Source organism: Rheinheimera marina (assembly GCF_042654345.1).
Taxonomy (GTDB): Bacteria; Pseudomonadota; Gammaproteobacteria; order Enterobacterales; family Alteromonadaceae; genus Pararheinheimera; species Pararheinheimera marina.
Genome location: NZ_JBHSGB010000006.1, coordinates 328,709 through 355,244, shown reverse-complemented (window position 1 = coordinate 355,244; position 26,536 = coordinate 328,709). Strand labels below are relative to the sequence as shown.

At 51.2% G+C, this 26,536-nt stretch carries 21 protein-coding genes; 17 read left to right on the top strand and 4 right to left on the bottom strand.

What is annotated here, in order from left to right:
* Positions 1-18: 18 nt before the first annotated feature.
* Complete coding sequence (locus ACFO3I_RS07650) at positions 19-1,569, bottom strand: diguanylate cyclase (RefSeq protein ID WP_377333043.1); 1,551 nt, start codon at positions 1,567-1,569, stop codon at positions 19-21.
* Between the two features lie 418 nt (positions 1,570-1,987).
* Here ACFO3I_RS07650 and ACFO3I_RS07645 point away from each other — a divergent pair, with 418 nt between their 5' ends.
* Entirely contained in the window at positions 1,988-3,751 is a 1,764-nt protein-coding gene (locus ACFO3I_RS07645; RefSeq protein WP_377333041.1) for a M61 family metallopeptidase, read from the top strand.
* Positions 3,752-3,817: 66 nt separating this feature from the next.
* On the opposite strand, the gene dapD is transcribed toward ACFO3I_RS07645, so the two are convergent.
* Genes dapD through map form a run of 3 tightly spaced genes read right to left on the bottom strand, consistent with a single transcriptional unit; the run spans position 3,818 to position 8,092 of the window.
* A complete protein-coding gene (gene dapD / locus ACFO3I_RS07640; RefSeq protein ID WP_377333039.1) occupies positions 3,818-4,642 on the bottom strand; it encodes a 2,3,4,5-tetrahydropyridine-2,6-dicarboxylate N-succinyltransferase in 825 nt (274 codons plus the stop codon).
* A 4-nt stretch (positions 4,643-4,646) separates the two neighbouring features.
* Positions 4,647-7,271: a [protein-PII] uridylyltransferase gene (glnD, locus tag ACFO3I_RS07635; RefSeq protein ID WP_377333037.1), complete on the bottom strand. Its 2,625-nt coding sequence runs from the start codon at positions 7,269-7,271 to the stop codon at positions 4,647-4,649.
* Positions 7,272-7,300: 29 nt separating this feature from the next.
* Positions 7,301-8,092, bottom strand: coding sequence for a type I methionyl aminopeptidase (gene map, locus ACFO3I_RS07630; RefSeq protein WP_377333036.1), 792 nt, complete (start codon positions 8,090-8,092; stop codon positions 7,301-7,303).
* A gap of 239 nt (positions 8,093-8,331) precedes the next feature.
* On the opposite strand from map, the gene rpsB reads away from it, so the two are divergent.
* The 16 genes from rpsB to dnaE all read left to right on the top strand — a co-directional run bounded on the left by rpsB (position 8,332) and on the right by dnaE (position 26,526).
* Positions 8,332-9,060, top strand: a complete 729-nt coding sequence (gene rpsB / locus ACFO3I_RS07625; RefSeq protein ID WP_377333034.1) for a 30S ribosomal protein S2 — start codon at positions 8,332-8,334, stop codon at positions 9,058-9,060.
* A gap of 105 nt (positions 9,061-9,165) precedes the next feature.
* A complete protein-coding gene (tsf, locus tag ACFO3I_RS07620) occupies positions 9,166-10,038 on the top strand; it encodes a translation elongation factor Ts (protein WP_377333032.1) in 873 nt (290 codons plus the stop codon).
* A gap of 160 nt (positions 10,039-10,198) precedes the next feature.
* A complete protein-coding gene (gene pyrH / locus ACFO3I_RS07615) occupies positions 10,199-10,936 on the top strand; it encodes a UMP kinase (protein WP_337840667.1) in 738 nt (245 codons plus the stop codon).
* Between the two features lie 46 nt (positions 10,937-10,982).
* Positions 10,983-11,540 (top strand): ribosome recycling factor, encoded by a 558-nt coding sequence (gene frr / locus ACFO3I_RS07610; protein WP_377333030.1) that lies wholly within the window; start codon positions 10,983-10,985, stop codon positions 11,538-11,540.
* Positions 11,541-11,626: 86 nt separating this feature from the next.
* Positions 11,627-12,394, top strand: coding sequence for a polyprenyl diphosphate synthase (uppS, locus tag ACFO3I_RS07605; RefSeq protein ID WP_377333028.1), 768 nt, complete (start codon positions 11,627-11,629; stop codon positions 12,392-12,394).
* 5 nt (positions 12,395-12,399) lie between these two features.
* Positions 12,400-13,263 carry a phosphatidate cytidylyltransferase gene (locus ACFO3I_RS07600; RefSeq protein ID WP_377333027.1) on the top strand — a complete coding sequence of 288 codons (864 nt, stop codon included), beginning with the start codon at positions 12,400-12,402 and terminating at the stop codon, positions 13,261-13,263.
* Positions 13,263-14,456, top strand: a complete 1,194-nt coding sequence (gene ispC / locus ACFO3I_RS07595) for a 1-deoxy-D-xylulose-5-phosphate reductoisomerase (RefSeq protein WP_377333026.1) — start codon at positions 13,263-13,265, stop codon at positions 14,454-14,456. Before ACFO3I_RS07600 ends, ispC begins: the two co-directional genes overlap by 1 nt.
* Positions 14,456-15,808 carry a sigma E protease regulator RseP gene (rseP, locus tag ACFO3I_RS07590; protein WP_377333025.1) on the top strand — a complete coding sequence of 451 codons (1,353 nt, stop codon included), beginning with the start codon at positions 14,456-14,458 and terminating at the stop codon, positions 15,806-15,808. Before ispC ends, rseP begins: the two co-directional genes overlap by 1 nt.
* A 28-nt stretch (positions 15,809-15,836) precedes the next feature.
* Positions 15,837-18,326 (top strand): outer membrane protein assembly factor BamA, encoded by a 2,490-nt coding sequence (gene bamA, locus ACFO3I_RS07585; RefSeq protein WP_377333024.1) that lies wholly within the window; start codon positions 15,837-15,839, stop codon positions 18,324-18,326.
* Positions 18,327-18,351: 25 nt separating this feature from the next.
* Positions 18,352-18,870 carry an OmpH/Skp family outer membrane protein gene (locus ACFO3I_RS07580; RefSeq protein ID WP_377333022.1) on the top strand — a complete coding sequence of 173 codons (519 nt, stop codon included), beginning with the start codon at positions 18,352-18,354 and terminating at the stop codon, positions 18,868-18,870.
* Entirely contained in the window at positions 18,870-19,916 is a 1,047-nt protein-coding gene (gene lpxD, locus ACFO3I_RS07575) for a UDP-3-O-(3-hydroxymyristoyl)glucosamine N-acyltransferase (protein WP_377333020.1), read from the top strand. Before ACFO3I_RS07580 ends, lpxD begins: the two co-directional genes overlap by 1 nt.
* Before the next feature lie 18 nt (positions 19,917-19,934).
* A complete protein-coding gene (gene fabZ, locus ACFO3I_RS07570; RefSeq protein ID WP_337840658.1) occupies positions 19,935-20,387 on the top strand; it encodes a 3-hydroxyacyl-ACP dehydratase FabZ in 453 nt (150 codons plus the stop codon).
* Position 20,388: 1 nt separating this feature from the next.
* Positions 20,389-21,159, top strand: a complete 771-nt coding sequence (lpxA, locus tag ACFO3I_RS07565) for an acyl-ACP--UDP-N-acetylglucosamine O-acyltransferase (RefSeq protein WP_377333019.1) — start codon at positions 20,389-20,391, stop codon at positions 21,157-21,159.
* A gap of 129 nt (positions 21,160-21,288) precedes the next feature.
* Positions 21,289-22,461, top strand: a complete 1,173-nt coding sequence (gene lpxB / locus ACFO3I_RS07560; RefSeq protein ID WP_377333017.1) for a lipid-A-disaccharide synthase — start codon at positions 21,289-21,291, stop codon at positions 22,459-22,461.
* Positions 22,458-23,063, top strand: coding sequence for a ribonuclease HII (gene rnhB, locus ACFO3I_RS07555; RefSeq protein ID WP_377333015.1), 606 nt, complete (start codon positions 22,458-22,460; stop codon positions 23,061-23,063). Before lpxB ends, rnhB begins: the two co-directional genes overlap by 4 nt.
* Positions 23,056-26,526, top strand: coding sequence for a DNA polymerase III subunit alpha (gene dnaE, locus ACFO3I_RS07550; RefSeq protein WP_377333013.1), 3,471 nt, complete (start codon positions 23,056-23,058; stop codon positions 26,524-26,526). Before rnhB ends, dnaE begins: the two co-directional genes overlap by 8 nt.
* Positions 26,527-26,536: the final 10 nt, after the last annotated feature.

The following is a 26,536-nucleotide window of genomic DNA, read 5'->3' as shown; positions in this document are numbered from 1 at the left end:
ATCCTTATGCGTTGCTGCTCAGGGTTTTAGCACCACTCTGTCCCGTCCTGCCCGTTTGGCTTCGTACAAAGCTTCATCGGCTCTGTCAAAAGCAGCTCTGTTGGTGTCAGAGGCTTTCAGTTCAGTGGCGCCAAATGAAATAGAGATAGGGACGTTTTTGTCCTTAAATTTAAACGGGATTTTCTTAATACGTTCCCGCAGGTTGTTCAGTGGCTGGTTCAGCTCATCCAGCGCAGTTTCCGGAAACAGCAGAATAAACTCTTCACCACCGTAACGGGCGATAAAATCGGTATCGCGCAGGCTTTGTTTTAATGCCTGTGCTATGACTTTTAAGGTTTTATCACCGGCACTATGACCATAGTTGTCGTTGATTTGCTTGAAGAAGTCAACGTCAGCCAAGGCAATGGTCAATGGTTTACCATAACGTTGCCAGCGGCGTATTTCCAACTCGAAACGTTCATCAAAGGCGGCTCGGTTTGGCAGCTCAGTTAATGCATCCTGCAAGCTGCGGAACTTCTGCTCAGACAGTCGCTTCTTAAACTGCTTGGCTTCATCTTCCAGCTCGGCCAGACGTTGTTCCATCGTCTTCAACGCGGCAAGAATGAGCTCCCGCTCATCTTTTTCCAGCGCTTCTTTTTCTTTCATTGAGTGGCCTATGGCCCCCAATTTGTGACTGACCAGTTGCTGCAACTGCTCCAGCGAGGTGGCATTTTTGCTTTCAACCGACAGTGCATCGATTTGCTGTTCAATCTGATGGTTCAGTTGCGACAGTTTGTCACGGAAATTCTGGCTGCCAGTCAGTGACGACAGCAGATTTTTCTGCACTGTATTGAGTGCATCATTCAGCTTCAGCAGGAAGTGCTGGGCGGACTGCCGTTCATCGGTAATAGAGGCGATGATAATTTCAATGGTACGCAGACAGCTTTCCAGCAACACCTCAATGGTGATGTCGGACAGCAGGGTCAGCCGGATTTTTTCCACATCTGGGGCATATTTGGCTTCAAACGCCAGTTCACTGAGCAGATTGGTCAGTTCGACCGATATCTGCCGGCACACATGCTGGTATCGGTGATCATCGGCCTGGCCGGCGTCCTGTTGCTGTTTGGTGCCCAATGCGGTCTGGTACAGCTCGGTCAGGGTAGTGATGTGTGGCAAAAAAGCATGCACTGTGGCCGAAGGCTGGTCCACTTTGCTTAGCAGGTCCCGCAAGTCGCGACGCAGCTGATCAGGCAAGCCACGTTGCTTTTGCAGTAACTTACCTGCTTCTGACAGAGTGCTTTGTGCCTTTTTCAGGTCGTGCTGCTGCCTGGTCTCAAGCAATTTGAGCGAATCAGAAGTAGCTTCCACCAACGGCAGTATTTTTTCCAGATCGGTGCTGCGGCTGAATTCCTGACGCAGTTTTGCCAGTTTGTTATCCAGCTCTATATCAATACCTTTACAGGTTAAAGACAGCCGGACCACAAATTGTGACAGAATTTTGAACTGGGATTCGTAGGTGTCTTCTAATTGCTTTCGCGCCTTGAGAGCACTAGCCAACTGCAGTTTCAGGTCGTTTGGTTGTTCGGCCACTCGTATCACTCTCCGCATACAGAAATACGGCTTAACTGGCCTAAGTATATCTGGATTGACTTTAAAAGCGACAGTAGTTAATTGAAAAAAATGAAAAAAACGGACCACAAGGGTCCGTTTAATCAGCAATTGTAGGGTAGTTCTTTCTGGTTACTTTTTGGTTAAGTAGTAAGGTAACCAGTTTTGTTCTTCGGCAGAGGTCAGATAGTTCATAGTATTCTCTTAGGGTCTGCTTTTTAGATGTCCGGTTGGACGCTGGCTATTAGAACAGACTGTCGGTCAAATGTAAAAGTTAATTTGAAAGTTTTCATATTGAGTTACACTTTTTTGATCGCTCTGCAGCTGGTCCTTACCGACAAAGCCCGTTCAGAACATGGATTTATGCTATCTTGCCCGGCATTCAACGCGGAGGTGTAGTTTGAGAACCCTGAAAGTTTTACTGATCATGATCAGTTTTCTGTCGCTGTCAGCGATGGCAGAAGTGCAGTACCAAATTCATATAAAACAACCAGAACATCATTTGGCACAGGTAGAGATGCAGTTGGATGTCAGCCAGCCCGGTGCTTTAACTTTGAGCCTGCCCGCCTGGCGCAGTGGTAAATACCAAATTCTTGACCTGGCCAATGGGGTCAGTTATTTCCAGGCCAGTATGGCCGACGGCCAGCCGGTGCCGTTCCAGAAAACAGAAAAAAGCAGCTGGCAGCTGCAATTGCCTGCGGCCGGTACCTTAAAAGTCAGTTATCAGATTTACGCCAATGAGCTGGGTGGCCGCACCCGGCACATTGATGACACCCATGCCTATATCAATGCCAGCGCGTATTTGATGTTCAGCCCGAAGCATAAAGACTTGCCGTTGACTGTGCAGCTGGATGTGCCTGCACAGTGGAAATCATACTCTGGCATGGAACACGCGGACAACGAGCATAGCTTTAAAGCCGCAAATTATGACGTGGTGGCCGATTCTCCAATCGAAACCGGGATTAACCAGTACCGCAGCTTTGAGGTCGATGGCCGCTCCTATGGGTTAGTAGTTTGGGGCGAAGGCAACTACAACCTGGACCAAATGCAACAGGATCTGGCGAAACTGGTCGCGACGACAGGCCGGATCTGGCAGGGGCATCCGTTTAGCCGCTACTTGTTTATTGTGCATGCGGCTGACGGTGCCCGAGGCGCCACTGAGCACTTAAATTCCACCGTGATCCAGAAAGACCGTTTTGGTTTTGCCAAACGCGAAGATTATCTGGGATTTCTGAGCACAGCGTCGCACGAGCTGGTGCATACCTGGAACGTCAAAGCCTACCGCCCGGCGGATTTGGTGCCTTATGACTACCTGCAGCCAAATTACAGCAAGCTGTTATGGATCTCTGAAGGCAGCACCAGTTATTTCGAAGACCAGTTGCTACTGCAGGCTGGGCTGATGAAAAAGGAAGAATTCTACAAAGGTTTAGCCAAGTTACTGAACCGCTTTATGCATACCCCAGGCCGTCAGGTGCAGTCGGTGGCGCAAAGCAGTTTTGACAACTGGATTGCTCAGGGCGGTGACCACGCCGCCAACTACAGCGTCAATATCTACAGTGAAGGCTTTATCGCCAGTTGGCTGCTGGACCAATGGATGCTGGAAAATTCCAACAATAAAGTGAGTTACCGTGACTTGCATAACCAGTTGTATCAGCGTTTTGGCAAAACCACGGCCTTTACCGCAGAAAACGTTAAACAGATTGCCAAAGACTTGACCGGGGAATCGCTTGACTCCTTCTGGGCCACTCAGGTGGAAAGCCCATTGGCTTTTGAACCGGCAGCGCTGTTAAAAAGCTTTGGTTTAGAGTGGCAGGCAGATAAAGAGCAGGAAGTCTTTAGCGGTGTCTCAGGGACGGACCAACAAGGATTTACCGCAGTCACTAAAGTAGAGCGCGATTCGCCAGCCTGGATTGCAGGGCTGACCTCGGAAGATTTGATTGTGGCGGTCAATGGCCTGCAATTAAAAGCGGGTCTGACGGAGCGTTTGAAGGATTTCAAAGCAGGCGACAAGGTGGAACTGAGTTATTTCCGCAAAGGCCGCTTACAACAAACGACTCTGGCCGTACGGATGCAACCTAAGGGGCCGGGCGTAATTAAAGCGGTGGCAAAACCAAGCCGTCAGCAAAAAGCACAACATAAAGCCTGGCTGGGTGTTGAACTGTAAGTGCCAGCCCGCAGCAAGAAAAAAGCCAGCATCTGTTGCTGGCTTTTTTGTTAGCGCAAGGTGCTGTTATTCGACACTACGCAGTAAGGCATTGATGCCCACTTTAGCACGTGTCTGCGCATCGACTTTTTTCACGATAATAGCGGCGTACAGGCTGTGCGTGCCGTCTTTTGACGGAATCGAACCCGGCACTACTACGGCACCGGCTGGTACACGGCCATAGCTGATTTCACCGGTTTCCCGGTCGTAAATACGGGTGGACTGGCTGATATAGACACCCATAGACAACACAGCGCCTTCTTCGACGATCACGCCTTCAACCACTTCTGAGCGGGCACCGATAAAGCAGTTGTCTTCGATAATAGTTGGGTTGGCTTGCAGTGGCTCTAACACGCCACCGATACCGACACCGCCAGAGAGGTGCACGTTTTTACCAATCTGAGCACAGGAACCAACAGTAGCCCAGGTGTCGACCATGGTGCCTTCGCCGACATAAGCACCGATATTGACGTACGACGGCATCAGCACCACGTTTTTGTCGATAAAGCTGCCTTTACGCACTGCGGCTGGAGGCACCACCCGCATGCCTTCTGCGACAAAACGCTCGTGCGTGTAGTCGGCAAATTTCATCGGTACTTTGTCGAAGAAACGGTTTTCTGCACCATCCATCACCTGGTTGTCATTGATGCGGAATGACAGTAACACGGCTTTTTTCAGCCATTGGTGCGTCACCCATTCGCCCGCAATTTTTTCTGCAACACGGGCTTTACCGCTGTCCAGCAATTCAATGGCCTGACTGACCGCGTTTTTCACATCGGCAGTCACTGTTGCTGGCGTAATGGCCATACGGTTGTCAAAGGCCGTTTCAATAATGCTTTTTAACTCTGTCAAAATATCAGTCCTCAGTCTCGGGAGTTAATTGCTCTACCAGAACCTTGCGCAGCCGGGCTTGTTGCTCGGCGTCCAGTGCTTGGTCCTGGCGGGTTGAAATCATAAAAAAGTCTTCGGCTTTTTCACCAATAGTGGTGATTTTGGCGGCGTGAATGCTGATCTCACATTGCTGGAACACCGCACTAAGATTGGCCAGCAAACCCGGCATATCCAATGCGGTAATTTCCAGCATGGTGCGGTGTTTGTTCTGTGCCGGTAAAAACACCACTTTGGGGGGAACGGTAAAAGAACGCATTTGCCGTGACAACCGCTGTTTGTTTTTGCTTTGTTCGGCTTTGCCCTGAATAAAGGTTTCCAGTGACCGTTTTAAACTTTGCAGGCGGGACGGCGAGGTAACAGGTTCGCCATTTTGTTCCAGCACCACAAAAGTATCCATCGCATAACCGTCTTTGCTGGTCATGATTTGGGCGTCATAAATGGTAACTTTTTTGCTGTCCAGCGCGGCCACTAAACGGGCGAACAGGCCTTCCTGATCCGGCGTATAGACAAACACCTGGGTGCTGCCGCGGTACGGTGTTTTGTCGACCAGCACCAAAGGTTCTTTCGGGTCTTTATGACGCAATATGTGTTCTGAATGCCAGACAATTTGCTTTGGGCTGTAGCGGGCAAAGTAGTCGGCTTTCACCCGGCTCCACTGGGCCAGCACTTCGTGTTCGGTGAAGCCTTGTTTTTGCAGCAGCTTCATCGCTTCGGCCTGGTTTTCGCGGATTAAATCGCGCAGGTCTATAGGTTTTTCCAGACCACGGCGCAGTGCCTTTTGGGTGCCGAGGAACAGCTCACGCAACAACGAGCCTTTCCAGTCATTCCATAAATTGTCGTTGGTCGCACGAATATCGGCCAGGGTCAGGCAGTACAGGTAATTTAAGCGAGTTTCATCCCGCACTTTTTCGGCAAACTCAGCTATCACCGCCGGGTCGTGAATATCACGGCGCTGCGCTGTCACTGACATCAGCAAGTGGCTCTCCACCAGCCAGGCCAGTAGTTTGCTGTCGAAGTCACTCAGTTTATGCAGTTTGCCAAACTCACGGGCGTCCAGGGAGCCCAGCTCGGAATGGTCGCCACCGCGGCCTTTGGCGATGTCATGAAAAATACCGGCCAGATACAACAGCTCGGGTTTTTCCATTCGTTTGACAATTTCGGTGCACAGCGGAAATTCGTTTTCAAAGCCCTGCTGGCTGTAGCGATAAAGGTTCTTCAGCACCCTGTGGGTGTGTTCATCCACTGTGTAGGCGTGGAACAAATCAAACTGCATCTGGCCGACAATGTTACGCCAGGCCGGCAGATAAGCGGCCAGAATACCGTGGCGGTGCATCAGGGTGATGGCTCTGTCCATGCCACGCGGGTGGCGCATAATGGTCAGGAATAACTGACGGCAGGCTTCATAGTCCTGCAAATCGCCCATCAGACGGCGGCGCACCAATCGCAGCAAACGAATGGTGTCTGAATGAATGCCGGTGATATTGGAGTTATTGGCGATATGCCAGAACAGCCGCAGAATGTTTTCGCGCCGCGCAAATACCGCATTGTCGGTGGCCCGAATAAGCGGGCCGACCAGCTCAAAATAGTCGTCCAGTTTCAGCTGTTTAAATTTGGCATGGCTGTTCAGAATGCTGACTTCAAAATGCTGCAGCAGCATATCGTTCAGTTCAGTGACGCGTTGCACCGTCTGAAAAAAGCGTTTCATCATACGCTCGACAGAAGCTTTGCCGTCGTCGCCAAAACCCAGCCGCTGTGCCACAGCGGGCTGATAGTCAAACAAAATGCGGTTTTCATTGCGACCTGATTCAACATGCAGCGCAAAACGCATTTGCCATAAATAGGCTTCACACTCCATCAGTTCCTGGTATTCATCTTCCGTCAGGTACTGATAAGCCACCAGCTCACGCATAGTGCGGGTATTAAAGTGCTTTTTCGCCACCCAGCCAATGGTCTGAATGTCGCGTAAACCACCAGGGTTGGCTTTTAAATTGGGTTCCAGGTTGTAGGCGGTGCCATGGTACTGCGCGTGACGCTGTTGCTGCTCATCGCGTTTAGCCTGGAAGAACTTTTGTGAGCTCCAGAAACTGTCTTTGCTGATCTGTTGCTGCAATTCGCCAAACAGCTCTTTGCAGCCGGTCAGCAGGCGCATTTCCATCAGATTGGTGGCAATAGTGATGTCGTCTTTGCCCAAGGTGACGGTTTCTTTTACCGTACGCACACTGTGGCCGACTTCCAGTCGTAAGTCCCACAGCAGGGTAATAAACTGACTGATTTGTTCTTGTTGCTGTGCGTCAGGCCGGCTTTCTGTCAGCAGCAATAAATCGATGTCAGAGCAGGGGTGCAGCTCGCCACGGCCATAACCACCGACCGCAATCAGTGCATAGTGTTTGTGTTTAGATAAGCCGAAATGCTGCCATAAGGCACACAACGACTCGTCAATAAAACGGGCGCGGGCTTTGACCAGACTGGCGATGGTCTGATGTTCAAAGGCGACCTTCAGCCAGTCATTAAAGTCAGCAAAATGCTTTTTGTAGTTGTCCAGGGTGCAGCTGGCAGGTAAAGACTTGTTGAATGCCAATGCCATATTCATCGCTTTACCTCATCAAAGCCGCCAGGCTGTCAGCTGGCGGTCAGGATCCGTTCAATAGTGTCGTCTGGTCTTAAGGTCAGAATTTCACAGCCGGTTTCAGTCACCAGAATGGTGTGTTCGAACTGCGCAGATAAACTACGATCTTTGGTGATAACCGTCCAGCCGTCTTTCATCAATTTGCTGTGACGTTGGCCTGCATTGATCATCGGTTCAATGGTGATGGTCATCCCGGCTTTGAGCACTTCACCCGTACCAGGACGGCCATAGTGCAGTACTTGTGGGTCTTCGTGGAAAGTGGCACCAATGCCGTGGCCACAGTATTCCCGTACCACAGAATAACTGTGTTTTTCGGCATGCTGCTGGATCACGTGGCCAATGTCACCCAAACGGGCGCCGTCTTTCACCTTTTTCAGACCCAGGTACAGACATTCTTGCGTCACCTTAATTAAGCGGTCCGCCAGGATGCTTGGTTTACCCACCACAAACATTTTTGAGGTGTCGCCGTGGTAGCCGTCTTTAATCACCGTAATATCAATATTGATGATGTCGCCATCTTTCAGTTTCTTATCGTCTGACGGAATGCCATGGCAAATCACGTGATTGACTGAAGTGCAGATGGATTTAGGAAAACCATGGTAATTCAGCGGAGCAGGGATGGCCTGTTGCACATTGACAATGTAGTCGTGGCAAATCCGGTTCAGTTCTTCAGTGGTCACACCGACCACCACATGCGGCTCAATCATCTCCAGCACTTCGGCGGCAAGACGACCTGCGATACGCATTTTTTCAATTTGATCCGGGGTTTTGATGGTGGCGGCCATGGCTTTCTCTCTGCTGCAAAATTACACAATGGATTGTGTTTCAAGGGGGCATATGGTATAAAGCGCGCCGCAATTTGGCAAATCGGATTCGGTGAGTCAGTTGCATAACTGCGGCAAATTCGCCGCGAATAAAATAACACACATACATCGACACATAAGCCGGGGTGCCAATACGCCAAGCGTAACGGTCGGCTCTATGGGATGTATGGAGGCCCAACCCCATTAGAGGACTATTCTAAATGGCAAAAGTTTCTATGCGCGATATGCTCCAGGCGGGCGTACACTTCGGTCACCAAACCCGTTACTGGAACCCAAAAATGAAGCCATTCATTTTCGGCGCCCGTAACCGCGTTCACATCATCAACCTGGAACAAACTGTTCCTATGATGAACGACGCTCTGGCTTTCATCCAGTCAGTTGCTGCGAAGAAAGGCAAAATCCTGTTTGTTGGTACTAAGCGTGCTGCCTCTGAAGCAATCAAAGAAGCTGCTTTGCAATCTGACCAGTACTACGTCAATCACCGCTGGTTAGGCGGTATGCTGACTAACTGGAAAACAGTTCGTCAGTCAATCAAGCGTTTAAAAGACCTGGAATCGCAAAGCCAGGACGGTACTTTCGACAAGCTGACTAAGAAAGAAGCTTTAGACCGTACCCGCGAGATGGACAAGCTGGAAAAGAGCTTAGGCGGTATCAAAGATATGGGCGGTTTGCCTGACGTTCTGTTCGTGATCGACGCTGACCACGAGCACATCGCCATCAAAGAAGCAAACAACCTGGGTATCCCTGTAGTGGCTGTAGTTGATACCAACTCAGATCCAAAAGGCGTTGATTTCGTAATCCCTGGTAACGATGACGCTATTCGCGCTATCCAGTTATACCTGGGTGCTGTTAATCAGGCCGTGGCTGAAGGTCGCAGCAAAAACATCGAAGTTCAGGCTGAAGCCGAGACTTTCGTCGCTGCTGAATAATTGCAGTGAATTGCCGCCTTTGTCATAAAGGCGGCATCTGGCATTTATATGCTCACGGGGGCGAAAGCCCCTGTTTGTTTATCCCAAATTTTGCGAGGAATTCCCATGGCCGTATCAGCTGCCTTAGTAAAAGAATTACGCGAGCGCACCGCCGCTGGCATGATGGATTGTAAAAAAGCATTGGAAGAAACCGCTGGTGATATCGAAGCGGCCATCGAACTGATGCGTAAAAATGGTCAGGCTAAAGCTGCCAAGAAAGCTGGCCGTATCGCTGCTGAAGGTGTGGTACTGACCCGCGTTGGTAACGGTTTCGGTATCGCTATCGAATTCAACTGTGAAACTGACTTCGTTGCCCGTGACGCCAGCTTCCTGGCTTTCGCCAACGCAGTGTCAGACCTGGCTCACGCCAACAAGCTGTTAACTGTGGACGCTATCAACGCTGCTTCTTTAGGTGAAGCTTCAGTTGAAGAAACCCGTGCTACTCTGGTTGCCAAAATCGGTGAGAACATCAACATCCGTCGCATCAACCTGGTTGAAGGCGCTGTGATCGGTTCTTACGTGCACTCAGGCCGTATCGGCGTTCTGACTGTACTGGAAGGCGGTAACGAAGAAATCGCAAAAGACGTTGCAATGCACGTAGCTGCGAACAACCCGTCTTACCTGACTCCAGAAGACGTACCGGCTGAAGTTGTTGCTAAAGAGCAAGAAATTCAGATCGAAATCGCTATCAACAGCGGCAAGCCAAAAGAAATCGCTGAGAAAATGGTTGCTGGTCGTATGACGAAGTTCACCGGCGAAGTTTCTCTGACTGGTCAGCCGTTCGTAAAAGATCCAGCTATCACTACGGGTGACTTCCTGAAGCAAAGCGGCGCGAAAGCGACCAGCTTCATCCGTATGGAAGTAGGTGAAGGTATCGAGAAGCAGGAAACTGACTTCGCTGCCGAAGTAGCTGCTCAGATCGCTGCTGCCAAGAAGTAATTGCTGCTTTAGCAATACTTTGAAACCAGCTAGAATAACCGCGACCGCGTAACCCGCTGTCGCGGTTTTCTTTTATCCAAGGATAGAAAAGCCCGGCCTCTGCAAAGCCGGCGCCGAAAACCGACACCGGATATCTAACAACAAAGATGAAGAGGACTCCATGAGCAATCCAAAACCAGCCTATAGAAGAATACTGTTAAAGCTGAGCGGCGAAGCCCTGATGGGTGAAGAAGGCTTTGGTATCGACCCCAAAGTGCTGGACCGGATGGCCACGGAAATTAAAGAGCTGGTGGAATTGGGTGTTCAGGTCGCCATTGTGATTGGTGGTGGTAACATCTTCCGCGGTGAAGGCCTGGCCAAAGCCGGTATGAACCGTGTGGTCGGTGACCATATGGGTATGCTGGCCACAGTAATGAACGGTTTGGCGATGCGTGATGCACTGCACCGTGCCTTTGTGAACGCCCGTCTGATGTCAGCCATTCCTCTGAATGGTGTCTGTGACGATTACAACTGGGCCGAAGCCATTAGCCTGCTGAAATCTGGCCGTGTCGTGATTTTCTCTGCTGGTACCGGCAACCCATTTTTCACCACGGACTCTGCTGCTTGTTTACGCGGTATCGAAATTGAAGCCGATGCGGTATTAAAAGCGACTAAGGTCAATGGCGTCTATTCTGCCGACCCGGTGAAAGACCCGGCGGCCACTATGTACAGCAAACTGACCTACACAGAAGTGCTGGAAAAAGAACTGAAAGTGATGGATTTAGCGGCCTTCACACTGGCCCGCGACCATAACCTGCAAATCCGTGTCTTCAATATGAACACTCCGGGCGCACTGAAACGTGTGGTGCTGGGTGAAGAAGAAGGCACAGTGATCGACCACGCGGAAAAATTACAGTAAACTCTTTGCCACTTTTTTGGTGAAGCAGAATTAAGGAATAGCCAAAGTGATTAACGATATTCTCCAAGACAGCAAAACCCGGATGGAAAAAAGCGTTGACGCGCTGAAGAATCAACTTTCCAAAATCCGTACCGGCCGTGCTCACCCAAGCCTGCTGGACGGTATCCAGGTGTCTTATTACGGTGCCGATACGCCGCTGCGTCAATGCGCTAACGTGTCTGTTGAAGATGCCCGTACTCTGATGATTACCGTATTTGATAAAAGCCTGATCCAGGCGGTAGAAAAAGCCATTCTGACCTCAGATTTAGGCCTGAACCCAATCAGTGCCGGTACCACCATGCGTATCCCGCTGCCTCCACTGACCGAAGAGCGTCGTAAAGACCTGGTGAAAGTGGTCCGTGGTGAGGCTGAAGGGGCCCGTGTTGCTGTACGTAATATCCGCCGTGACGCCAATGCTGATTTAAAAGCGCTGTTAAAAGACAAAGAAATCAGTGAAGATGATGAGCGTCGCGCATCAGACGAAATCCAGAAAATCACTGACCAGTGGGTAAAAAAGGTTGATGAAGTTCTGGCAGCAAAAGAAAAAGAACTGATGGAAGTTTAATCAGTCAATTGACTGGTTATGGAATGAAGCGCCGTGGGAGCAACACTTCGCGGCGTTTTTTATTGCGGTTATAAGGTCAGGTTTCAATGACAGAGGTGCAACAGGCATTAGAACATGCCTTGCCACAACATGTTGCTATTATAATGGACGGCAACGGACGCTGGGCCGAGCGGCAGGGTAAACCGCGGGTCTGGGGTCATAAAAAAGGGGTGGACGCGGTGCGGCGGGCAGTGAGCTTTTGCCGTAAACTGGGGATCCGCTCTTTGACCTTATTTGCTTTCAGCAGCGAAAACTGGCGTCGTCCGGAAGATGAAGTGTCAGGTCTGATGCAGCTGTTTTTACTGGTCCTACAGCAGGAAGTGAAAAGCCTGCATAAAAACAATGTCCGGTTGAATATCATTGGTGACTTGTCACCTTTTAGCGAAAAACTACAACAACATATTAAAGAAGCGCAACAGCTTACCGCTGACAACACCGCCTTAACCCTGAATGTGGCTGCTAACTACGGTGGCCGTTGGGATATGGTGAATGCAGCCAAACACTTAGCCCGTCAGGTCGCTAGCCAAGAGTTAGACCCCGAGCAGATCACCGAACAGCAGTTGGGCCAGTATGTCCAGATGGCCGATCAGCCAGAGCTTGATTTGTTGATCCGCACCGGAGGGGATATCCGCATCAGCAATTTCCTGCTGTGGCAGGCGGCTTATGCTGAACTCTGGTTTACTGAAACCTTATGGCCGGATTTCGACGAGCAGGTGTTTTCTGAGGCATTAGCAACCTTTGCCGACCGGGAGCGGCGTTTTGGTTGCACCGGAGCCCAGATCCGTGAGCTGGCTATGCGCTCGACACAAGGATAACAACTTTGTTTAAGCAACGAGTGATCACAGCCCTGGTCCTGGCGCCTTTAGCGCTATGTGCCGTATTCTTTTTGCCTTTGCCTTATTTTGCCATCTTTATTTCCGCCGCCTTCCTGATTGGTGCCTGGGAATGGAGCCTGTTTTGTGGTTACCGCAAGCTGAGCAGTCAGCTGCTTTACTGCAGCCTGATTGGCCTGAGTCTGTTGGGGCTTTATATCGCTTTGCCTGATACGCCGTACTGGCCAGTACAGATGGATGATTTAAGTAACCTGATGCTGGGTTTGGGCGTGCTCTGGTGGCTGGTGGCCGTGTTGTTGGTGCTTAGCTTTCCAAAAAGCAGCGCCAGCTGGAGCCAAGGCCATCTGCGCCGTGCCCTGATGGGCTGGTTCACTCTGGTGCCAGCCTGGACGGCCGTGCTGCTGGTTCGTTCCGTCAATTACCATCAGGACAGCTACACAGGCGCCTGGTTAATCTTCCTGTTGCTGGGTATTGTCTGGGCCGCAGACATTGGCGGTTATCTGGTGGGCAAGCCTTTTGGTAAACGCAAGTTGCTGCCTGCCGTCAGTCCGGGTAAAACGTTGGAAGGTATGGCCGGTGGTTTTGCCATGGTTCTACTCTTGGTAACGGCGGTGTCGGCGTATCTTGGCTGGCCAGAGCAGACGCTGACCTGGTACCTGGCCGCGCTGCTGCTGACCTTACTGTCCGTATTTGGTGATCTGTCTGAAAGTATGTTTAAACGGGTTGCGGGTCTGAAAGACAGCGGCAGCATCTTTCCGGGCCACGGCGGTATTCTGGACCGTATTGACAGCCTGACCGCCACAGCACCACTTTATGCCTTATTGCTGGCGCTGCTGGGAGGTTTTGCCTGATGCGCTCAGTGCTGATTTTAGGCGCGACGGGCTCAATAGGTTGCAACACCCTGGATGTGCTGGCCGGATACCCTGAGCAGTACCAGGTGTTCGCGTTAACCGCAGCACAAAACTGGCAGAAACTGCTGGAGCAAATCCGGCAGTTTCAACCTGCTTATGCAGTGATGACTGATGCCGACGCAGCTGTTTTACTGAAGCAAGCGGTGTCGGATGCAGGCCTTGCGACTGAAGTCCTCAGCGGTACTGCCGCCTTGGCAGAACTGGCTGCTCACCCAGACGTTGACATTGTGATGGCTGCTATAGTCGGTGCGGCCGGCTTATTGCCAACCTTAGCTGCGGTAGAGCAGGGCAAAACTGTGTTACTGGCCAACAAAGAAGCACTGGTGATGACAGGTGAGCTGTTTATCCAGAAAGTGAAACAGCATGGCGCCACTTTGCTGCCAATCGACAGCGAACACAACGCTATTTTTCAGTGTCTGCCTTCTGCGCTGCAGCAGGACACCGCCAATCAGCAACTGGCTGACTATGGAATCAGTAAATTGCTGCTGACCGGCAGTGGTGGTCCGTTTTTACGTAAAGATTTGGCTGATTTTGAGCGCATTACTCCGGCGCAGGCGGTGGCACACCCAAACTGGGTGATGGGCCAGAAGATTTCGGTCGACAGCGCCACCATGATGAACAAAGGCCTGGAGTTTATTGAGGCACGTTGGTTATTTAATTGCCGGCCTGACGACATTCAGGTGGTGATCCACCCGCAAAGTATTATCCACTCCATGGTGCAATACGCCGACGGCTCTGTGCTGGCCCAGTTAGGTCAACCGGACATGCGCACGCCTATTGCCCATGCGCTGGCATTTCCACAGCGCATCAGCACCAATGTCAAACCACTGGATTTTTTTGCGTTGACTGAATTCAGTTTCGCCAAGCCTTGTGCTGAACGTTACCCATGCCTTTATCTGGCCAAACAAGCCTGTGCTTTAGGGCAGGGCGCCACCACAGCGCTGAATGCTGCCAATGAAGTCAGCGTTGCGGCCTTTCTGGCAGAGCAAATTCGTTTTACCGATATAGCCCGCTTTAATGCGCTGGCACTGGACCACTTTGCTGCGGTCAAAGCCAGCAGCCTTGAGCATATTTTGCAGCTGGACAGTGAAGCCCGTGCTTTTGTACTCCAGAAAATCAAAGAGATGCACTGATGTCTGATTTGTTGTGGAACTTGTTGAGTTTTGTGGTCGCCATTGGCCTGCTTGTCACTGTGCATGAGTTTGGCCATTTCTGGGTTGCCCGTAAAAACGGTGTACTGGTCAAACGGTTCTCCATTGGTTTTGGCAAAGCGCTGTACAGCTGGCGTGATCGTCAGGGCACTGAATATGTGATAGCGGCCATTCCGTTGGGCGGTTATGTCCGCATGCTGGATGAGCGTACCGATCCGGTATTGCCGCAGTTTCACGATTTAACCTTTAACAGCAAAACGGTGTGGCAACGGATGGCGATTATTGCCGCCGGCCCGGTGGCGAACTTTTTGTTTGCCATTGCTTTGCTCTGGCTGATGTACCTGATTGGTGTGCCCAACATTCGCCCTGTGATTGGTCAGGTACAGCCAGGCTCTGTGGCGGCCGTTGCTGCGGTGCCGGCAAAATCACAAATCCTGGCGGTCAACGGTGAAAAAGCCGAAGACTGGCGTGCTGTCAGCCTGCTGCTGGTTGAACAGGTTGGCAAACCAAGTGCTGAACTGACAGTACAGACCGAACAAGGGCAGCAGCAAAGCGTGCAGTTGGATTTAACCCGCTGGACCTTTGACCCGGACACACAAAGTGTGTTCGGTAGCTTAGGTATTGAACCCTTACGCCCCGAAGTGCTGACTAAAATCAGTGGGGTCGAAGCCGGGTCTGCGGCTGAGCTGGCTGGTTTACAAGTGGGCGATACCATAGTGGCTATTAACGGCGATGTGGTGACCAGTTGGCAGTCCATGGTGCAGCTGGTACAGAACAGCCCGGAAAAATTACTTAAATTTACCTTAGAGCGCGATGGCGACCATCTGACGCTGGACGTGACGCCGCAAAGCCGCGAAACCGCCGATGGTTTTCATCAGGGCTTTTTAGGCGTCAGCCCAACAGTAATGCCGTGGCCGGAGCATATGCAGTTTACCCAACAGTATGGCCCGTTGGAGGCTATCTGGGTGGGCATGGAGAAGACCTGGCAGTTGACCCGGTTGACTGTTTCAATGCTGGGAAAATTTATCTTTGGTGACATTTCTGTCAAACATTTAAGTGGCCCAATCTCGATAGCACAAGGGGCGGGCAGCAGCGCCGATATTGGTTTCATTGCGTTTTTGTCTTTTCTTGCGATGATCAGCGTAAACCTCGGTGTGATAAATTTACTGCCCCTGCCTATTTTGGATGGCGGCCATTTAATGTATCTTGTGCTGGAACTTATACGGGGTAAACCTGTCTCTGAGAGAGCGCAGGAACTGGGTTTCCGGATTGGAAGCCTGTTACTGCTGACGTTAATGGGAATTGCGCTGCTCAACGATATTTCTCGTTTGTAAATAACTAATCAAAAAGTAGTCCTAAACAATGACAATTAAACGATTAGTAGCTGCGATGTTACTTGCTGGCTTAAGTAACTCGGTGCTCGCTGAACAATCATTTACCGTGCAAGACATTCAGGTGGAAGGTTTGCAACGGGTCGCTTTAGGGGCGGCACTGAATAATTTGCCGTTTAACATTGGTGACACAGTCACCGAAGCGACGTTATCCCGTAGTATCAAAACGCTGTATGCCGCTGGTCACTTCGATGATATTCAGGTTTATCGTGACGGCAATACGGTGATTTACCGGCTGAAAGAGCGTCCAACCATCAACAAAATCGAGTTTGATGGCAACAAAGACATCAAAGAAGAGCAACTGACCGAAAGCCTGACAGGCCAGAAAATAGTGGTCGGTGAACCGCTCGACAAAACCATCATCAAAGAAGTTGAAAACGGTCTGACCGAGTTTTATCACGGCGTGGGTAAATACAATGCCACAGTGAAGATGAACGTCACCTATTTACCGCGCAACCGGGTCAACCTGAAGATTGAGTTTGAAGAAGGTGACGCTGCTTCTGTTCGTCAGATCAACATAGTCGGCAACGAAGTATTCAGCGACCAGGAACTGTTGAACAACATTGAGTCCATGTATGACTTGCCCTGGTGGCGCTTTCTGTCGTCAGACCGCTACCAGAAGCAAACGCTGCAGGGCGACTTTGAAAAAATCCGCAGTTACTACTTAGACCGTGGTTATTTGCGTTTTAACATCGACGCCAACCAGGTGTCGGTCAGCACCAACAAAGAATCCGTTTATGTGACGTTAAACGTCACTGAAGGTGAGAAATACACCATCACAGGCGTCGATTTTGTCGGTGACTTAATTGGCCAGGATGACTTTATTAAAGCGCTGGTACCGTTAAAGGCCGGTCAGCTGTATAACGGTGCTCTGGTGACTTACACCGAAGAAAGCATTGCCAAGTTATTGGCCCGCTTTGGTTACGCCAATTCGAAAGTCCGCACTATTCCAACCATTAACGACGATACCAAAGAAGTGGCACTGACCATCAGTGTGGACCCGGGTAAACGTGTTTATGTGCGCCGTATTAACGTGGCGGGTAACGTCACCACCAAAGACGAAGTGATGCGCCGTGAGATGCGTCAGATGGAAGGTGCCTGGTTATCCAACGATGCACTGGAATTGTCAAAAGAACGTATTCAACGTTTGCCTTACATTGAAAAAGTCGATTTTGAAACCACCCCTGTGGCTGGTGTAGACGATGGCGTCGATGTGAAATACACAGTGAAAGAGCAGCCAGCAGGCAGCTTTAACGCCGGTATTGCCTACGGTGATTTCCAGGGCTTGTCATTCCAGATTGGTGTGGAACAACAGAACTTCTTTGGTACTGGTAACTCCGCCGGTATCAATTTGAGTACCAACAGATACAACAAGCAAGTCAGTCTGTCCGTGACAGACCCATACTTTACGCTGGATGGTGTCAGCTTAGGTGGTCAGGTGTTCTATTCAGATACAGACTACACCAGCCTGTCATCCAACCTGGAAGCCTATAAGCAGAAACGTTATGGTTTCGGTGCCAGCATTGGTTACCCGATCAACGAATACAACCGACTGAATTTCGGTACCAACTACGCAGTGAACGAAATTAATTCACTGACAGAAGTGGACCAGTACCGTCATTTCCGCGCTGTGTTGTTAGATAAAGCCGATCCGGATGGTGGCTTCAAGTTCACCAACTACGAGCTGATTGCCTCTTGGGTGCAGAGTACGCTGAACCGCGGTTTATTCCCGACAGCCGGTCATGAAATGGTGTTAACAGGTCGGGTCACTACACCGAATTCAGACTTGCAGTACTACAAAACTACTTTTGAAGCCCGCAAGTACATCCCGCTTAGCAATGACCACCGCTGGTCTTTCTTGAGTAAGCTGGAACTGGGTTATGGTAATGGTTATGGCGACAAAGACGGTTACGATTACACGCTGCCGTTTACCGATAACTTCTACGCCGGTGGTCAGAACTTACGTGGTTTTGAAGCCCGTATCATCGGTCCTCATGCGATTTACCGCGTGGTGAACTCAGTACCAGGGTTACCAAACATTGGTGGCAGCAGTTCAGGTTTACCTACAGATCCGTCGTTAGACAGTTACTATGTATCGACCCGTTCCATGGGCGGTAACGCCATGGCTGTAGCGACGTTGGAATTGATCACGCCAACACCTTTTGTCAGTGACGAATACATCAATCAAATCCGTACCAGTCTGTTCGTTGATGCAGGTAACGTGTGGGACACTGAATTCGATATGGACCGCTACATTGGTTTAAGCCGTTACGCGACATCAACCTACTCACCACAGCTGCTGGATTACTCAGATCCTAGTTTAATTCGTGCTACGGCTGGTGTATCTTTACAATGGATTTCACCAATGGGGCCGCTGACCTTCAGTCTGGCGAAAATCATTAAAAAGTACGACGGTGACGATCAAGAAAACTTTAGTTTCAATATTGGTACAACATTCTAAAAATTTTGAAGGGAAAAGAAACAAGATGTTTAAGCAAAGCGTTGCCAAAACTGCAGTAGTGTTGCTGGCTGGTTTAATGATGGCCGGTACAGCGGCGGCGAAAGAAATGAAAATTGGTGTAGTTGATGTACAGTCAATTCTGTCTGGTCTGCCACAAACCACCACAATCCAAAACACCCTGAAAGCTGAATTCGAAGGCCGTATCGCTGACGTACAGAAGCTGGAAAAAGACATTGCGTTTAATCAGGAAAAGCTGAAGCGTGATGGTGCCACCATGAATGACCAGCAGAAGAAAACGCTGCAGGCTGAAATGGAAAAGCAAATGAAGAGTTACGAGCAAATGGCTCGCCCACTGGATGAAGATTACCGTCGTCGTCAGGGCGAAGAGCGTAACAAGCTGATGGGCCTGGTGAAAAACGCCATTGACGGTATCGCTGCCAAAGACGGTTACGACCTGATTTTAAGTTCTCAGGCGGCTGTTCATGTGAAGCCTGAATTCGACATCTCTAAAGCGGTGATCGACCAGGTGAGCAAAGCGAAATAATGACAGCTTTTACCCTGGCTGAACTGGCTGAGCGCTTAGGTGCTCAGCTACATGGGGATGCAACGGCACTGATAAGTGCCGTTGGCACATTAGAAGAAGCCACTTCTGGCCAAATTAGTTTTTTATCCAATAGCAAATACCGCAAGTTTCTGCAGACGACGACTGCGGGAGCTGTCCTGATTAAAGACGAGGATCGGGAATTCTGCCCGGTCAATGCACTGGTGGTGAAAGACCCTTATGTGGCTTTTGCCCGCATTGCGCAGTGGCTTGATTCAACCCCGGCTGCAGCTCAAGGTCGCGCTGCCAACATTCAGATTGACCCCTCCGCCTTAGTGCCTGACTCCGTTCAGATTGGTGCCAATGTGGTGATTGCCGCAGGTGCTGTGATTGGTGAGAACGTGCAGATTGGCGCCGGTTGCTTTATCGGTGAAGGCGCGGTGATTGGTGCTGGTTGTAAAATCTGGCCCAATGTCACGCTTTACCATCGGGTTCAACTGGGCAAAAACTGCCTGGTGCACAGCGGCGCTGTGATAGGCGCTGATGGTTTTGGTTTTGCCAATGAACGGGGCCGCTGGGTGAAAATACCTCAGACCGGCACTGTGCTGATTGGTGATGACTGTGAAATCGGCGCCAACACCACCATAGACCGTGGCGCGCTGGAAAACACAGTGATTGGCCAAAATGTGATACTGGATAACCAGGTTCAAATTGCCCATAACGTGCAGATTGGTGATCATACGGCAATTGCAGGCTGTACTGTGGTGGCCGGTAGCACTAAAATAGGGCGTTACTGCATTATCGGCGGGGCCTGTGCTATTAATGGTCATATGGACATCTGTGATGGCGTACAAATCACTGGTATGTCGATGATTATTAAATCCATTACCGAAAAAGGTATCTACTCCTCAGGGACTCCGGCCAGCAGCAATCTGGAATGGCGTAAGAACAGTGTTCGTTTCCGCCAGCTGGATCAGATGTATCAGAAGCTGCGGGAACTGGAACAACAGGTTCAACGACTGAGTTCTGCTCCGCCTCAGGACGAATAACTAGACAAGAGGTTCATTTTGGCAAACCAACTTAACAGCCTGGAAATCCAGGAGATCATGGCTTTACTGCCGCACCGTTACCCATTCTTATTGATTGATCGGGTCCTGGACTACACGCCGGGCGAATCCTTAACGGCAGTCAAAAACGTCACCATTAATGAGCCTATTTTTACCGGGCATTTCCCTGGCATGCCGATTTTCCCAGGCGTGTTAATTCTGGAAGCACTAGCGCAAGCCACTGGTATTCTGGGGTTTAAAACTGTCAGTGAACGGGCTGAAAACGAGTTATATCTGTTTGCCGCCATTGACGAAGCCCGCTTTAAAAAGCCGGTCACGCCAGGCGACCAGATGATCCTGGAAGTGAAGTTTTTAAAAGAACGCCGCAATTTATGGAAGTTTTATGGTGAGGCCAAAGTGGACGGTCAGGTTGTTTGTACTGCTGAACTGATGTGTGCCCGAAGAGAGCTTTAATATGATCCATCCAACCGCCGTGATTGATGCCTCAGCCCGTTTGGGGCAAAACGTCAAAATCGGGCCCTTTTGTCTGATTGGTGCCAATGTTGAAATTGGTGATGACACAGTGCTGGAATCCCACGTGGTGCTCAAGGGGCCAACCAAAATTGGCAAGGCGAACCACTTCTATCAGTTCACCAGCATTGGTGAAGACTGCCAGGACAAAAAATATAAAGGTGAGGCCACAGAGCTGGTCATTGGCGACAATAACGTGTTTCGTGAAAACTGCACAGTGCACCGTGGCACAGTGCAGGATCAGGGCGTCACCCGCATTGGCTCCCACAATCTGTTTATGAACAATACCCATGTGGCACACGACTGTGTGATTGGCGACAACGTCATTTTCGCCAGCGGGGCGCAGGCGGCTGGTCACGTGCATGTTGGCGACTGGGTGATTCTGGGCGGCATGAGCGGTATCCACCAGTTTTGCCATATTGGTGCTCACAGCTTTATCGGCGGTGGCTCTATTGTGGTCAAAGACGTACCACCTTATCTGATGGCGCATGGCTCACACGCTGTGCCGGCTGGTTTGAATGTTGAAGGTCTGAAACGTCGTGGTTTCAGCGCTGACGCCATTCTGGAAGTACGCCGTGCCTACAAAGAAGTGTACCGCAAAGGCTTAACAGTGCAGGAAGCGCTGGAAGTGTTGGCAGACAAAGCAGCAGAATTTGCTGAGGTGAAGTTGTTCACCGATTTTATTGCCAATTCCAGCCGCGGTATTATTCGCTAAGCCGCACTCGCAGAAAAAGCCGGACTTGCTCCGGCTTTTTAATCTCTGGCGCCTTCACCGTGCATCAGGGTAGGATAGTTTGCATCAGGATCAACTCAGGCAGCCAAGACTGCCCTCTCAGACAAGCGCATGACAGAACAGACTTCTTTTCCACAGACAACAGCACGGCGTATTGCGCTGGTCGCTGGCGAGCACTCAGGTGACATCCTGGGTGCCGATTTAATCCGGGCACTCAAACAGCTGTATCCGCAGGCCGAATTTTTTGGCATTGGTGGCCCTCGTATGAAAGCGCAGGGCTTTGAAGCCTGGTTCGATATGGAAGAGCTGGCCGTGATGGGGCTAGTGGAAGTACTGGGGCGGTTGCCGCGTTTACTGCAGGTTCGTAAAGAGTTGCTGCAACGCCTGACTTCAGCGCAGCCAGACTTATTTATTGGTATCGACGCGCCGGACTTTAATATACCGGTTGAACTGAAACTGAAACAGGCCGGTTTTAACACAGTGCATTATGTCAGCCCATCGGTCTGGGCCTGGCGGCAAAAACGTATTTTTAAAATCGCCAAAGCTACCGATCTGGTGCTGGCGCTGTTGCCTTTTGAAAAAGCCTTTTACGACCAACATCAGGTGCCTTGCGCTTTTGTTGGCCACACTCTGGCCGACCAGATGCCGGTCGAACCTGACAAAGCCGCTGCCAAAACCGAACTGGGCCTGCTGCCAGACCAGCCGGTACTGGCGTTAATGCCAGGCAGCCGGGGCAATGAAATTAAACTATTGGCGGCCGATTTTCTGCAGGCAGCTGCGAAGCTCAAACAACAGCAGCCTGAACTTCAGCTGGTCTGTAATATGGTCACTGAGCAAAAAGCCGGGCTGTTCCGCGCTATTAAAGCCCAGGTCGCGCCAGAGCTGGAGCTGCAGCTGGAAGTGGGTAAAGCCCGGCTGGTGCTGACCGCCGCAGACGCTGTGTTTATTGCGTCTGGCACGGCTACCCTGGAAGCGATGCTGGCTAAAACCGCGATGGTGGTCGGTTACAAACTGAACTGGCTGACTCATCAAATCGCCAAACGTCTGGTCAAACTGAAATTTTTCAGCCTGCCGAATTTATTATCTGACCAGCCTTTGGTGCCTGAGCTGCTGCAAGAGCAGGTGCAGGTCGACCACCTGGTCACCGCTATGCAGCCTTTATTGCAAGGGGAGCAGCGCGCCGCGCTGTTACAGCGCTTCACTGAGCTGCACCAGAGCATTCGCTGTGATGCCAGTGCCCAGGCGGCCAAAGCCATTGCTGCCGTGTTGGAGCGTCAGCCATGAGCGAATTGTACCAAAGGCCGCCAGTCAGCCTGATTGCCGGGGTCGATGAAGTTGGCCGTGGCCCTTTAGTGGGCGCTGTGGTGACAGCCGCGGTGATCCTGGACCCGAACCAGCCCATTGTTGGTCTTACCGACTCGAAAAAACTCAGTGAAAAAAAGCGCCTGTTGCTGGTCGATGAAATTAAAGCCAAAGCGCTGTGCTGGAGCTTAGGCCGTGCCGAAGTGGATGAAATCGACAGCCTGAATATTCTGCATGCCACTATGCTGGCGATGCGCCGCGCGGTGGAAGGTCTGAGTATACAGCCGGAATGGGTGCTGGTGGATGGCAACAGGATACCACCAGGTTTATTGATGCCTGCCAGTCCAGTGGTGAAAGGCGATGCGTTGGTGCCGGAAATCAGCGCAGCCTCAATTCTGGCCAAAGTGGCCCGCGACAGCGAAATGGCGCAGCTGGCTGAGCTTTACCCGCAGTATGGGTTTGCCGGTCATAAAGGCTACCCGACGGCCGAGCACCTGGCTGCTATTCGCCAGCATGGCGTGATCAGCGAACACAGACGTAGTTTTAAACCAGTGCGGGACGTACTGGAGGCGCACCATGGCTGAACCGGGATTTATTCACTTACGGGTGCACAGCGATTTTTCGATGGTCGATGGCATCAAAAAGATCAAACCTATAGTCGGCGCGGCGAAAAAGCTTGGCATGCCGGCCTTGGCGCTGACCGACCAGATGAACATGTGCGGCCTGGTACGTTTTTACAGCACAGCCCATGACGCTGGTATTAAGCCGCTGATTGGGGCAGATTTCTGGGTACTGCATCCGTTATTCCCGAACGAATCCTGCCGGTTATTGGTGCTTGCTGCCACCAACGAAGGTTACGCCAACCTGACCTTGTTATTGTCGGATGCGTATTTGCGCGGTCATGTGCAGGGGCGGCCACAAATTGAACACGACTGGCTGGAAAAATACAGCCCGGGCCTGATTGTGCTGTCCGGTGGTAAAGACGGCCCGCTCGGCAAAGCGCTGCTTAAAGGCAACGCGCAGTCCACCGACACCCTGGTGCAGTTTTATCGGCAGCATTTTCCCAACCGCTTTTTCCTCGAATTAATCCGGACTGGTCGGGCGGATGAGGAAACCTATATTCAAATGGCGGTGGAGCTGGCTGAACGCGAGCAGTTGCCAGTGGTGGCCACCAACGAGGTTGTTCTGCTAACGGCAGAGGATTTCCCGGCGCATGAAATCCGGGTGGCCATTCACGACGGCTACACGCTGGAAGATTCACGGCGGCCAAAAAACTACAGTGAGCAGCAGTACTTACGCTCAGCAGAAGAAATGCAGCAGCTGTTTGCCGATATTCCTGAAGCGCTGCAAAACTCAGTGGAAATTGCCAAACGCTGTAACGTGACCATCCGGCTTGGCGAGTACTTTTTACCGGCTTTCCCAACCGGCGGTATGTCTGACGCCGATTTCCTGGTGATGAAATCGCGTGAAGGTTTGGAAGAACGCTTGGTACAGTTATTTCCCGACGCGGCGGTGCGGGCAGAGCGGCGCGGCGAATACGATGAGCGTTTGCAAATTGAGCTCGACGTAATTAACCAGATGGGGTTTCCTGGTTACTTCCTGGTGGTGATGGAGTTTATCCAGTGGAGTAAAGACAACGATATTCCGGTAGGTCCTGGCCGGGGCTCGGGTGCCGGCTCGCTGGTGGCGTATGCACTGAAAATTACCGACCTGGACCCGCTGGAATTTGACCTGCTGTTCGAACGTTTCCTGAACCCTGAGCGGGTGTCGATGCCCGACTTTGACGTCGACTTCTGTATGGACAGACGCGACGAAGTGATTGAACACGTGGCCGACATGTATGGCCGCGAAGCGGTGTCGCAAATTATTACCTTCGGTACCATGGCGGCCAAAGCGGTGATCCGCGACGTCGGCCGGGTGCTGGGCCATCCTTATGGTTTTGTTGACCGGATTTCCAAACTGGTGCCGCCAACACCGGGCATGACGCTGGAGCAGGCTTTTGCCGAAGAGCCGCGCCTGCCTGAGTTGTACGACTCTGATAGCGAAGTCAAAGATCTGATTGATATGGCGCGGCAGCTGGAAGGGGTAACCCGTAACGCCGGGAAACACGCCGGTGGTGTGGTGATAGCGCCCACTAAAATCACTGATTTCGCGCCAGTGTATTGTGACGACGAAGGCAAAAACCCTGTCACCCAGTTTGATAAAAACGACGTTGAATACGCCGGTCTGGTCAAGTTCGACTTCCTCGGCCTGCGTACCCTGACTATTCTGCAGTGGGCCGTCAATATGGCCAACGAGCGGCTGACCCGGGAAGGCAAGCCGCTGGTCGACATTAACAGCATTCCGCTGGACGACAAAAAAAGCTACAACGTGCTGATGAAGGCGGATACCACGGCGGTGTTCCAGCTGGAATCGCGTGGTATGAAAGACCTGATCCGCCGTCTGCAGCCAGACTGCTTCGAGGATATGATAGCCCTGGTGGCACTGTTTCGGCCAGGCCCGTTGCAGTCGGGCATGGTGGATAACTTTATTGACCGTAAACGCGGCCGTGAAGAAATCTCCTACCCGGATGCCACCTGGCAGCATGAGTCACTCAAAGCCACGTTGGAACCAACCTACGGCATTATCCTGTATCAGGAGCAGGTAATGCAGATTGCTCAGGTGTTGTCTGGCTACTCACTGGGCGGCGCCGACTTGTTACGCCGCGCTATGGGTAAAAAGAAACCTGAGGAAATGGCGAAGCAACGGGACACTTTCCGCGACGGCGCGGTAAAAAATGGTGTCGACGCTGAGCTGGCAATGAAAATCTTCGACCTGGTAGAGAAATTCGCCGGTTACGGTTTTAACAAATCGCACTCCGCCGCTTATGCCCTGGTGTCCTACCAGACGCTGTGGATGAAAGCGCATTACCCGGCCGAATTTATGGCGGCGGTGATGTCGGCCGATATGGACAACACCGACAAAATTGTGACCCTGGTAGATGAATGTGAGCGCATGCAGCTCAAACTGATCCCGCCAGACGTGAACTCCGGCCTGTATAAATTTACCGTGAATGAACTCGGCCACATTGTGTATGGTATCGGCGCCATTAAAGGTGTGGGTGAAGGCCCGGTCGACGCCATACTGGAAGCGCGGCAACAGCATGGAAAATTTGCTGATCTGTTCGATTTCTGTAACAAAGTTGATTTAAAACGCTTAAACCGCCGTGTGATTGAAAAGCTGATTTTATCTGGTGCTATGGATAAATTAGGGCCACATCGGGCGGCCATGATGGCCACGTTGGAAGAAGCGATGCGTGGCGCTGAACAACAAGCCAAAGCCGAAGCGGTAGGGCAGGCGGATTTGTTTGGCTTAATGGCGCCAGAGCCGGAAAACTCGGCGGCGGCCTTTAAACAGGTACCGGTCTGGCCGGATGAAGTCTGGCTGGAGGGGGAGCGGGAAACCCTGGGTCTGTATTTAACCGGCCACCCGATCAACAGATATCTGGCAGAACTGCCGCATTACGCCTCGGGCCGTTTGGTTGACATGCAACCGACCCGGCGTGACCAGACGGTGCATGCTGCAGGTCTGGTGTTGTCAGTGCGCAGCATGATCAATAAAAAGGGCCGGCGCTGGGCCATTGTCACTTTGGATGACAAATCGGCGCGTTTAGATGTACGCTTTTTCCCCGAACCGTTCGAAACTTTTGAGCATCTGCTGCAAAAAGACAAAATTTTGGTGGTGTCGGGACAGGTCAGCTTTGATGATTTCAGTGGTGGCCTTACAATGACCGGCCGCGAAGTGACGGACATTATAGCCGCGAGAGAAAAGTGCTTAAAATCCGTGACCTTAACCGTAAAAAGCCAACAAATGCAGGCGGATTATCTGCCGCGGTTGCAGCAGGCGATGACAGAATTTAAACAAGGCACAGTGCCGGTTCGGCTGCTTTATCAGCGCGAAGAAGGCGAAGTCATGCTGGCACTGGGGACCGAATGGTGGGTGACACCCACAGACGCTTTGTTGCATCAATTAAAGCAATTAGCAACAATACAACTGGATTTTAACTAAGGTAGTAACA